Origin of the sequence: Rhodococcus sp. NPDC060086 (assembly GCF_042730275.1) — a bacterium.
GTDB lineage: Bacteria > Actinomycetota > Actinomycetes > Mycobacteriales > Mycobacteriaceae > Rhodococcus.
In genome coordinates this window covers 99451-110568 of the sequence record NZ_JBHWWZ010000011.1, presented here as the reverse complement: position 1 = coordinate 110568, position 11118 = coordinate 99451, and the positions used below count along the sequence as shown (strand labels likewise).

Here is an 11118-nt window from a genome sequence, read left to right as displayed (position 1 = left end):
CCGTCTCGAGCTCCACCAGTTCCTCACGCGACAGGAAGGTGAACCACCGCAGGTACGTCATGACGTCGGCGTCTGCTGCGTTGACGAAGTACTGGTACCACGCGTAGGGACTCGTCATCTCCGGATCCAGCCACAGGCTTCCACCGCCGGTGGACTTCCCGAACTTCTTGCCGTCCGACGAGGTCACCAGGGGGACGGTCAGGGCATGAACCGAGGCGCCATCGGTGCGCCGGTTCAGTTCGACGCCGGCAATGATGTTGCCCCACTGATCGGAGCCACCGACCTGGAGCGCGCAGCCGTACTTGCGACGGAGTTCCACGTAGTCGTTGGCCTGCAGCAGCATGTAGCTGAACTCGGTGTACGAGATACCGTCGCCTTCGAGGCGACGCTTGACGGTGTCACGCGCAAGCATGACGTTGACAGAGAAGTGCTTACCGATGTCGCGTAGGAAGTCGACCACGCTGAGCCGGCCGGTCCACTCGAGGTTGTTCACCACCACAGCGCCGGTGTCCGGGTCTCCGAAGTCCACGAATCGTTCGAGCTGCCCGCGGATGCGATCCGACCAGTCGGCAACGGTGTCTGCGGACTGCATGGTCCGCTCCCCCACGTCGCGCGGATCGCCGATCATGCCGGTTGCACCGCCGGCGAGCACGATCGGCCGATGGCCTGCGCGCTGGAAACGCTTGAGTGCGAGCAGCGGTACGAGGTGACCGGCGTGCAGGCTCGGTCCGGTGGGATCGAATCCGGCATAGAGCGTGATCGGACCCGCATCGAGGTCCCGTCGAAGTGCGTCGAGATCGGTCGATTGGGCAATGAGCCCGCGCCAGGTCAGTTCGTCCAGAATTTGCTCAGTCACACTTCGATCATCCCATTACCGTTCAGGGCATCGGAGCGCGTGGGCTTCTTCGATATGCGGAGACACCGATTCCACCGGGGATCCACAACCGCCACGGCCGGTCGGCCGCGACACTGATCCCCACTCTCGGACCGGCCTCCACCTGTGTTTTCGTGTCGGCGAGCGTGACCGATACCCGCGCATCCGAAGCGAAGACGTCGAGACCGTTGTCGTCGAGGGTCAAACCGAGGGCTTGCGCGAAGTTTCCGGGGCCGCGTGCGAGATTCTCCAAGGGGGTGTGCGGTGTCCGCCGCGTGCGTACCCCGTTTTCACCCGTGATCACTTCGGCACCGCGTAGCAACACGGCGGCGGCCGTTCCGTCGGGGCCGACCGAGATGTTCGCGCAGTGGTGAATCCCGTAGCTGCGATAGACGTACAGGTGACCGGCCGGTCCGAACATGACACGGTTGCGGCCCGTCGGTCCTCGGTAGGAATGCGCCGCAGGGTCCGGCCAGGGACCACCTTCGGGACCGCCGTACGCCTCGACCTCGGTGACGCGCAGAGTCACGTCACCGACTCGGATGTGAGCCGCCAGCAGTGCGCGCGCTGCAGAAACCGGATCGAGTGCCGACAGGCGGTCCGAGGTCAGTCCGCGACCCACCCGGCGACACCACGTGCGACGAAATCCTGGTGCTCGGCGTCCGCGACATCACGCGCGTCGTCGACGAGCAGAACCGGGATCCCGTTCTCCAGGGGATACGCACGTCGGAGTCTCGGGTTGTAGAGCACTGTGTCGTCGACGAGTAGAAGTGGTCCCTTGTCCTGCGGACAGGCCAGGATGCTCAACAGTGTGGGATCGACGGCCACGGATGTCCTCTCGACGAGCTGATTGTGAACGCGCTCAGGTTACCGCGCGACCGGGCCTGGCCGATTTGTGCCCGAGGACCACTTCGTCGCTACCGCCTTGGTGAACCGGCGGTAGGTGCCCGTCGTCGGGTCTGCGTACCAGGACCGGACGCTGGGCGTCGGCAATCCTCGCGCACGCAGGACATCGGTGATCGGGCGGTACGACGGTCCGAGTGGTATCTCGGCGACCACGTGAACCACATCCGGACGCTCGCCGACCGGCAGAGCGTCGAGTGCCACGGTGATCTCGGAGGCGGTCGGCGCCCGATTCTCACGGAGGGTGATCGCCGCCACCGCGATGTCCTGATGGCGGACGGTGACGCCGTACGACACGGCAAGGTCGACGCGCGGAAGACTGCCGAGGACGTCGACGACCGGTTGCGCATAGACGGGACCGTGCGGGGTCACGATGACCGAGCGCTTGTTGTCGAGGAGCCAGAAGTCCCCGTCGGCATCGCGGCGGAACAGATTCTCGGTGGGCACCCAGGTGTCACGGGGTTCGAAGACGCCGCGCATCACTTCGGGGAAGCCCTCCGCCGAGTGACTCCGTCGACCGAGCAGCAGCCCGACTTCGTCGGGATCGCATTCACGCACGAATCCGCGGTCGTCTTCGGCGAGTCGTCCGGATACCGGTTCGTAGGCAGCGAGGCGGACTTCGGCGCTGCCAGGCAACGGTCGCCCCTTCGAGCCGATCTTGGCTCCGGACACGTTCGCCAGCACGATATCGCCCTCGGTCGAGGCGTAGAACTCGAGAATACGGGCCGGTGCGAATCGCTCCATCGTGCGCCGCCACAGACCGGGCGTCATACCGGATCCGAGAAACAGTCGGATGGGATGGATGTCGTCGGAGTGCCAGGACGAGTTGTCGAGAACGGTATGCAGCATCGACCAGGTGTAGGTCACCACCGTCACCCCGTATCGGTGGATCTCCTCGCGGAACCGTGCCGGGTCCAATTCGCGCGACAGCGCGATCCGCGCGCCACCCGCAAGCGCTCCCCCGAGCCCCACCAGGAGCCCCGACGAATGATGCAGAGGTGCAAGACAATACATGGTGTCGCCACGATCGAGTGATGCTGCGGTCGCGGTGCCGAACGCCGACAGCGCCCACCTGTGATTCGTGATCCGCTTCATCTCGAGCGTGTCGCCGCTACCTGTGAACAGCACGAAAGCCAGTTCGCGGGCGAGCCCGGGATTCGGGACATACCAGCCCGGCAACTCTACGGTCGACACGTCGAGACGTTCGAGGTCGACGACCTCGGCGCCCGGTGGAACATCCAGGTCGCGGAGATTGCCGCCGCCGAGGACCAGCACGTGAAGACCGGTCGCGGCGGCGCGGTCGAGGTGCTCCGGGTCGGTGATGATCGTCTCGACGGCACCGAGCCTGATCGCCTCGGCGAGGTCGGGCCCCTCGGACAGCATCACCGATACGCCCCCGAGCCGAGACACCGCTGCAACGGCCGCCATCGCGCTGGGCCGGGTACCCATCAGTACGCCGACGTGTGTGGCCGGACGGATCCCGCAACTGACGAGGCCGAGGACGACGGTGTCGATTCGGGCGTTGACGACCTCGAACGTGTACACCCGGTCGTCGTAGATGAAGCACTCGCGCTGCGCCGCCTTGTTGCCCTGTTCGGCGAGCAAGGCCCCGACGGAGATACGAGTGTGGGATTGAAGTTGGTCCAATCGAACGAGCCGAGGCAGAGCACGCACCGCCTCGCTCGACAGTTCGCGGGCACCCCGCACTGCGCCGACGGCGATGTCGGCAACCCCTGCAACGAATTCGGTACCGACCTCGGCGATCGTCGTGGCGGTGTGGGTGATGCGGTTGCCGAACGTCACACCGGTCTCGTCTTCACCGTGCGGATCCGGCGCTTGCATCGGGACCACACCGACCGGCCGGTCACCGTGCCCGTCACGCCACTGCACCCATTCACTTACGGCAGGCCATGTCTGTTGTGCTGCAACGGATCCCACGACCAGGCCGAAATGGCCCGCACGCAGCGAATACTCGTATACCTCGGCACGCGGTGCAGCCTTGCGGATACCGCGGACCGCAAGTGGCTGGCCGATATCGTCGACCTCGCCGACGAACGCGAGGATCGGACAGGTGATCTCCGCGAGACTCACAGCGCGGTCGTTGATCACGAAGCCGCCGCTCATCATCCGGTTGTGCGCGATGAACTGGCGTAGCAGTTCGGCGACCGCGGGCCCCGACCACGCGACCCAGCCTTCGGTATCGAGAAACCTGCGCTGCGGCTCGCGTGGCAGCAGCGCTTCTCGATCGTGCAACTGCAGAAGGAAGTCGATGCGTGATCGCACGGTCTTGACGGGATCGAGGAATTGGAAACCGGCGCGCGCCATCCAACTCGAGATCGCGAGCCGGTTGAACACGTGGTCGGCCAGGAAGTCCGCTGATCTGACCGCGAGCGCATCAGGGATACCGAACGGAAGTGCTGCCAGGGTGTCGACGGGGCTGCCGTATGTCACGAGGCTCGCGATGTGGCGGCTCCGCCGATATGCGGCCACCTGATAGCAGAACATTCCGCCCTGCGAGTACCCCGACAGGTGGATGTCGCGGCCCGTGTACTCGTGGACCCGATCGATGATCTCGTCGAGGGCCACGATGTGATCGGTGAGCGTGCGCCCCCATCCGCCCTCCTCCTTGTCCGGAGACCCGAAATCGACGACCCACGGGTCGAGCCCCGACGAATGCAGCAACCCGACAGCTCCTGTGTCGGGGGTGACGTCGTACACGTCGGCCGACATCATCATCGGTGGCACCAACACGATCGGAATTCCCGAGGTGGCAGTGTCGGATTCAGGGAAGTACCGACGTAACCGGTACATGGGTGTGCGCACGACGACCTGGAACGGGGACGGCGCCGCCCCCGATTCCAGACCGCCGAATCGTGCAACCTCGAGACCGTTCTGCGCCGTGGCGATGATGCGCCGTAGGGACCCGATCACCGCGTCACCACTCAGTTCCACGTACCGCCCCCTCCACCTGGCGTCCGGCACCCCGGTTGACGGCTCTCAGCCTGCCACACCACCGGCACCTGCCGGTGCCGCGTTGTGCAGAGTGTCTTTCAACAGCGGAGGCGTGTCCGAGCTCTGGTCGATCAGGCGCGCACCCACGAACGCAGGCCCTGTGCCTCTGCGCGCACCCCGTCGAGCTGCTCGGCGACACGAACACCGGCCGTACCGCCGCGCGCGTTGCGGGACGCGACCGATCCTGCGACCGTGAGTACCTCACGAACCTGGGGGGTGAGTGCGGGATCGACCGCGGCGAGCTCGTCGTCGGTCAGCTCGGCGAGCCCGACACCGCGCCCTTCTGCGACACGCACGCATGCCCCGGCCGCTTCGTGCGCGACGCGGAACGGCACGCCCTGACGGACCATCCACTCGGCGATGTCGGTCGCGAGAGTGAATCCGGCCGGTGCGAGTTCCGCCATCCGGTCGGTGTGGAACGTCAGCGTCGCGATGAGCCCGGTGATCGCGGGCAGCAACAGCTCGAGCTGTGCAACCGAATCGAAGACCGGTTCCTTGTCTTCCTGGAGATCCCGGTTGTATGCGAGCGGCTGCGCCTTGAGCGTGGCCAGCAGCCCGGTGAGGTTGCCGATCAGACGCCCGGCCTTGCCGCGGGTCAGTTCCGAGACGTCGGGGTTCTTCTTCTGCGGCATGATCGACGATCCGGTGGACCACGCATCGGCGAGTGTGACGTAACCGAATTCGGGCGTGCTCCAGAGGATCACCTCCTCCGCCATCCGCGACAGATCCACCCCGATCTGCGCCAGCACGAACGCGGCCTCGGCCGCGAAGTCGCGCGAGCTGGTCGCGTCGATCGAATTGCTCGCAGCGGAGTCGAATCCGAGATCCGTCGCGATCGCGTCCGGGTCGAGTCCGAGGGACGAACCTGCAAGCGCACCCGACCCGTACGGCGACACGGCAGCACGCTTGTCGAAATCACGCAGACGATCGACATCGCGCAGCAGTGGATGCGCGTGCGCGAGCAGGTGGTGTGCGAGAAGCACGGGCTGGGCCGCCTGCAGGTGCGTCTTCCCGGGCATGATGGCGTCCGGATGCGCCGCTGCCTGACCGGCAATGGCCTCGACGACGTCGAGCACCCCGTCACCGATGCGCCGGGCAGCGTCGCGAAGCCACATGCGAAACAACGTGGCAACCTGGTCGTTGCGCGACCGACCCGCACGCAACCGTCCACCGACCTCGGGACCGACCCGCTCGATGAGCCCTCGTTCGAGCGCACCGTGGACGTCCTCGTCGGATTCAGCGGGGGTGAACGCCCCGGATGTGACATCCGTGGCGAGCCGTTCGAGACCGTCGAGCATCGTCGCGAGATCGGCCTCGGTGAGCAACCCCGCCCGGTGCAGGATCTTCGCGTGGGCTTGCGACGCGCGCACGTCGTACGGGGCGAGCACCCAGTCGAAATGCGTGGACTTGCTCAGAGCCGCCATGGCGGCGGCCGGTCCCGATTCGAACCGGCCGCCCCACAGGGCACCTTCGTTGGTGCCGTGAGCCTGAGTCATTGTTACAGGCCCAGATCGCGCTTGGCGGCGACCTTCGAGGACAGGCCGTGGATCTGCACGAAGCCCTTGGCGTTCGACTGGTCGAAGCTGTCGCCCTCGTCGTAGGTGGCGAGATTGAAGTCGTACAGCGACTCGGGGCTGCGACGTCCGTTGACCGAGATGTGGCCGCCGTGCAAGACCATGCGGATATCGCCGGTGACACGCTCCTGGGTCTTCTCGATGAATGCGTCGAGCGCGTACTTGAGCGGGGAGAACCACAGGCCGTCGTAGACCAGCTCGCTCCAGCGCTCTTCGACGCGACGCTTGTAGCGTCCGAGCTCCCGTTCGAGGGTGACGTGCTCGAGTTCCTGGTGGGCGGTGATCAATGCGATCGCACCGGGAGCTTCGTAGATCTCGCGGCTCTTGATGCCGACGAGACGGTCCTCGACCATGTCGAGGCGGCCCACGCCCTGGGCGCCGGCACGCTTGTTGAGCTCCTGGATCGCTTCGAGCACGGTGACGTGCTTGCCGTCGATGGCGACGGGACGGCCGGCCTCGAAGCTGACGATGAGCTCGTCCGGGGCCTGCCAGTTGAGGGTCGGATCCTCGGTGTAGTCGTAGACGTCCTTCGTCGGAGCGTTCCACAGGTCCTCGAGGAAGCCGGTCTCGACGGCACGACCCCACACGTTCTGGTCGATGGAGAACGGCGACTTCTTGGACACGTTGATCGGCAGACCGTGCTCACCGGCGAACGCGATGGCCTTCTCGCGGGTCCAGGCGTAGTCGCGGACGGGCGCGATGACCTGGAGGTCGGGGGCGAGGGCGCCGAAGCCCACCTCGAAACGGACCTGGTCGTTGCCCTTGCCGGTGCAGCCGTGCGAGACGATGGTGCCGCCGTGCTCACGCGCAGCCTGCACGATGTGCTTGACGATCAGCGGACGGCTGATCGCGGACACCAGCGGGTAACGGTCCATGTACAGGGCATTGGCCTGCACGGTCGGCAGGCAGTACTCGGTCGCGAATTCGTCCTTGGCGTCGACGACCACGGATTCGACAGCACCGCAGTCGAGGGCGCGCTGTCGCACGACCTCCATGTCCTCGCCGCCCTGGCCGAGGTCGATGGCGACGGCGACGACCTCCTTGCCGGTCTCCCTGCCGATCCAGCTGATGGCAACGGAGGTGTCCAGCCCGCCCGAGTAGGCGAGTACGACGCGATCGGCCATGGTGATTGTGCTCCTTCTTATTTTTGACGTACGTCGATCAGTGGTAGGTCAGGCGAGTGATTCGATTTTCGCAGCCAGGTCGGCTCCCGTGTTCGGTTCCCGGGCGATCACCGCGATGGTGTCGTCACCCGCAATCGTGCCGACCACTTCCGGTAATGATGCACGATCGAGTGCACTGGCCAGATAGTGCGCTGCCCCCGGTGGAGTTCGGAGCACCGCGATGTTGCCGCTCGAGTCGGTCGAGACGAGCAGTTCGCCGAGGAGTTTCGACAGGCGGTCGGTGCCGCCGGTCACCCCGCGGACCGGGCTTCCGTCCTCCGGGACGACATACACGCCTGCTCCCCCGTCGGCCGCACGAAGCTTGACGGCTCCGAGTTCTTCGAGGTCGCGGGAGAGCGTGGCGGTCGAGACGTCGATGCCGTCGTCGGCGAGCAGAGTCGCGAGTTCGGTGTGGCTACGCACCGCGCGGGTTGCCAGCAGCGTAATGATGCGCGCCTGCCGGGCCGCCCGAGTCGGAGCGTTCACCGCAACCTCTTCTCGGCCGGGCGCGGTGCTCATCGTCAGCTCCGGCTCTGTTCGAGCAGCCACACGAGTAGTGCCTTCTGCGCGTGCAGGCGGTTCTCTGCTTCGTCCCACACGACCGCACGGGGGCCGTCGATGACCTCGGCTGTGATCTCTTTACCGCGGTACGCGGGCAGGCAATGCAGCACGATCGAGTCGGACTTCGACAGTGCGACGAGGTCGTCGTTCAGCTGGAACGGCCGGAACACTGCCTCGCGGTCGAGGCCGTCGTTCTCCTGCCCCATGGATACCCAGGTGTCGGTGACGAGGACGTCGGCGCCCTCCGCCGCGGCTCGGGGATCGCCGGTGATCGTGACGCTTCCACCGGTCTGCTCGGCGCGGGTGCGGGTGGCCTCGACTACCTGCGGATCGGGCGCGAACCCCTCCGGGGTGGCGACGGTGACGTGCATGCCCGCGGTGACGCCGCCGAGCATCAGCGAGTGCGCCATGTTGTTGGCGCCGTCCCCGAAGTACGTCATCGTCAGGCCTGCGGTGGTGCCCTTGTTCTCGCGGATGGTCTGCAGGTCGGCGAGGACCTGGCAGGGATGGAAGGTGTCGGTGAGCGCATTGACCACGGGCACGTCGGAGTGGGCCGCGAGCGTCTCGATGCGGTCCTGGCCGTACGTGCGCCAGACCACCGCCTTCGTGAAGCGAGAGAACATGCGCGCAGTGTCGTCGAGGGTTTCGCCCTTACCGATCTGGGTGGCGCCCGCATCGACGACGATCGCGTGTCCGCCGAGTTGTGCGATGCCCGCGTCGAACGAGAAGCGGGTCCGTGTGGATGTCTTGTCGAACAGGACGGCGACGCTGTACGGGCCTTCGAGAGGGCGACGCGAGAGCGGATTCTTCTTCAGCTCTGCGGCGAGCTCGAGGACTTCGTTCTGCTCCGCCGGGGTGAGGTCGTCGTCGCGGAGGAAATGCCTGACCATGGTCACCGATGTCCTTCCTGGGATGCGGTGTCGAGGATGTCCGGAAGCGCGGTGACGAAACCGTTCGCCTGCTCCTCGGTGAGGATGAGCGGCGGCGCGAGGCGGATCACGTCGGGTGCGGCTGCGTTGACCAGGAATCCTGCGTCGCGCGCGGCTGTTTCGACGGCACCGGCCTTTGTCTCGGTGAGCACGACACCGAGGAGCAGGCCCGAACCGCGCACCTGGGAGACGAGTGGGTGAGCAAGTTCCTCGATCCCGGCGGCGAGGGTCTTGCCCACCGAATCGACGTGGTCGAGCAGGTTCTGCTCGTCGATGGTGCGCAGCACGGCAAGCGCGGCCGCTGCACACACCGGGTTGCCGCCGAAAGTGGTGCCGTGTTTGCCGGGGGTGAGCAGATCGGCAGCCGGCCCGGTGGCGAGGACCGCGCCGATCGGCAGGCCGCCACCGAGTCCCTTCGCAAGGGTCATCACGTCGGGGACGATGCCTGCCGCCTGGTGCGCGAAGAAGGTGCCGGTGCGGGCGATGCCGGTCTGGACCTCGTCGAGCACGAGCAGCGCACCGTGTTCAGTGGTGAGGCGCCGCGCACCCGCGAGGTAGCCCTCGGGGGGCACGACGACGCCGGATTCACCCATGATCGGTTCGAGGAACACGGCGGCGGTGGTGTCGTCGATCGCGGCGGCGAGTGCGTCGAGATCGCCGTAGGGGACGAATTCGACGCCGGCGGGCATCGGTTCGAAGGGAGCACGCTTGTCCGGTTGGCCGGTGAGCGCGAGTGCACCCATGGTGCGGCCGTGGAAGGACTTCTCGGCGGCAATGATCTTGGGGCGGCCGGTAAGCCGCGCGATCTTGAACGCGGCCTCGTTGGCTTCGGTTCCGGAGTTGCAGAAGAATGCGCGACCGGGGTGCCCCAGATGACCGAGGAGTTGATCGGCGAGGTCGAGAACCGGCTGGGAGGCGTACAGGTTCGACACGTGCCCGAGCTGGTTGAGCTGGGCGGTGACTGCCTGGATGACGGCGGGGTGGCGGTGGCCGAGGCTGTTGACGGCGATGCCGCCGAGCATGTCGAGGTACTGCTTGCCGTCGGCGTCGGTGAGGACGGCTCCGTCACCGGCGACGAGCGCGACCTTGGGCACCCCGTAGTTGTTCATGAGTGAGCCGGCCCAGCGCTGCTGGATCTCGGACGTGCCGGTCATGCGGCGCCTTCCTGGTCGGGGGCCGGTACCACCATGGTGCCGATGCCTTCTTCGGTGAACAGCTCGAGGAGTACGGAATGTGGCCGGCGTCCGTCGATGACGTGCGCGCTGGGAACTCCGCCCTGCACGGCGCGCAGGCACGCCTCCATCTTGGGAACCATGCCGGAGTCGAGTGACGGCAGGAGCGCCTCGAGCGCGACCGTGTCGATCTGCGAGGTGAGCGAAGTGCGGTCGGGCCAGTTGGTATAGAGGCCTTCGACATCGGTGAGGACGACGAGTTTCTCCGCGCCGAGCGCCTCGGCGAGGGCTGCGGCGGCGGTGTCTGCGTTGATGTTGTGCACGACACCGTCCGAGTCGGGCGCGATCGTCGACACGACGGGGATGCGGCCGGCCGCGATGAGGTCGAGCACGGCGGCGGGGTCGACGGTGGTGACGTCGCCGACGAGTCCGATGTCGGTGTCGGTTCCTTCGACGACGACGGTGCGTCGGGTCGCGGTGAACAGTTGCGCGTCCTCACCGGAGATCCCCACGGCGTAAGGTCCGTGGCTGTTGATCAGACCGACGAGTTCGCGGCCGACCTGCCCGAACAGCACCATGCGCACGACGTCCATGACGTCGGGGGTGGTCACGCGGAAGCCGCCGCGGAACTCGCCTTCCATGCCGAGGCGCTTCAGCATCGCGTTGATCTGGGGGCCACCGCCGTGCACCACCACGGGGTGGATGCCGACGGTGCGCAGGAACGCCATGTCGGCGGCGAAGGCGGCCTTGAGGATGTCGTCGGTCATGGCGTTGCCGCCGTATTTGACGACGACGATCTTGTCGCGGAACTTCTGCAGCCACGGCAGGGCTTCTGCGAGTACGAACGCCTTCTGGTGCGAGGTCAGGCTCGCGATGAGGTCGTCGGTCATGGGGTCTCCTGTGTCGCCGGGTGGGCTGGGGTCCGCCCGG

The 11118-nt window shown here is 66.5% G+C and carries 10 protein-coding genes; all 10 read right to left on the bottom strand.

The annotated features are described in order from the left end of the window. Positions 1-856: tyrosine--tRNA ligase (gene tyrS, locus ACFWB0_RS09760; RefSeq protein ID WP_378490236.1), on the bottom strand; the 856-nt coding region annotated here is incomplete at its 3' end. A 22-nt stretch (positions 857-878) separates the two neighbouring features. After that, entirely contained in the window at positions 879-1484 is a 606-nt protein-coding gene (locus ACFWB0_RS09755) for a DNA-3-methyladenine glycosylase (protein WP_378490246.1), read from the bottom strand. Continuing rightward, positions 1481-1702, bottom strand: coding sequence for a Trm112 family protein (locus ACFWB0_RS09750; RefSeq protein WP_378490235.1), 222 nt, complete (start codon positions 1700-1702; stop codon positions 1481-1483). The genes ACFWB0_RS09755 and ACFWB0_RS09750 overlap by 4 nt, the downstream gene beginning before the upstream one ends. 39 nt (positions 1703-1741) lie before the next feature. Beyond that, on the bottom strand, positions 1742-4729 hold the full coding sequence (locus tag ACFWB0_RS09745) for an alpha/beta fold hydrolase (RefSeq protein ID WP_378490234.1): 2988 nt from the start codon (positions 4727-4729) through the stop codon (positions 1742-1744). Between the two features lie 131 nt (positions 4730-4860). Further along, positions 4861-6285, bottom strand: a complete 1425-nt coding sequence (argH, locus tag ACFWB0_RS09740; protein ID WP_378490233.1) for an argininosuccinate lyase — start codon at positions 6283-6285, stop codon at positions 4861-4863. A gap of 2 nt (positions 6286-6287) precedes the next feature. Then, positions 6288-7487 carry an argininosuccinate synthase gene (locus ACFWB0_RS09735; RefSeq protein WP_378490232.1) on the bottom strand — a complete coding sequence of 400 codons (1200 nt, stop codon included), beginning with the start codon at positions 7485-7487 and terminating at the stop codon, positions 6288-6290. Between the two features lie 48 nt (positions 7488-7535). Beyond that, positions 7536-8045 carry an arginine repressor gene (locus ACFWB0_RS09730; RefSeq protein WP_378490231.1) on the bottom strand — a complete coding sequence of 170 codons (510 nt, stop codon included), beginning with the start codon at positions 8043-8045 and terminating at the stop codon, positions 7536-7538. 2 nt (positions 8046-8047) lie between these two features. Next, a complete protein-coding gene (gene argF, locus ACFWB0_RS09725) occupies positions 8048-8977 on the bottom strand; it encodes an ornithine carbamoyltransferase (RefSeq protein ID WP_378490245.1) in 930 nt (309 codons plus the stop codon). Between the two features lie 2 nt (positions 8978-8979). After that, positions 8980-10170, bottom strand: coding sequence for an acetylornithine transaminase (locus ACFWB0_RS09720; protein ID WP_378490230.1), 1191 nt, complete (start codon positions 10168-10170; stop codon positions 8980-8982). After that, positions 10167-11078, bottom strand: coding sequence for an acetylglutamate kinase (argB, locus tag ACFWB0_RS09715; RefSeq protein ID WP_378490229.1), 912 nt, complete (start codon positions 11076-11078; stop codon positions 10167-10169). The genes ACFWB0_RS09720 and argB overlap by 4 nt, the downstream gene beginning before the upstream one ends. Between the last annotated feature and the right edge of the window lie 40 nt (positions 11079-11118).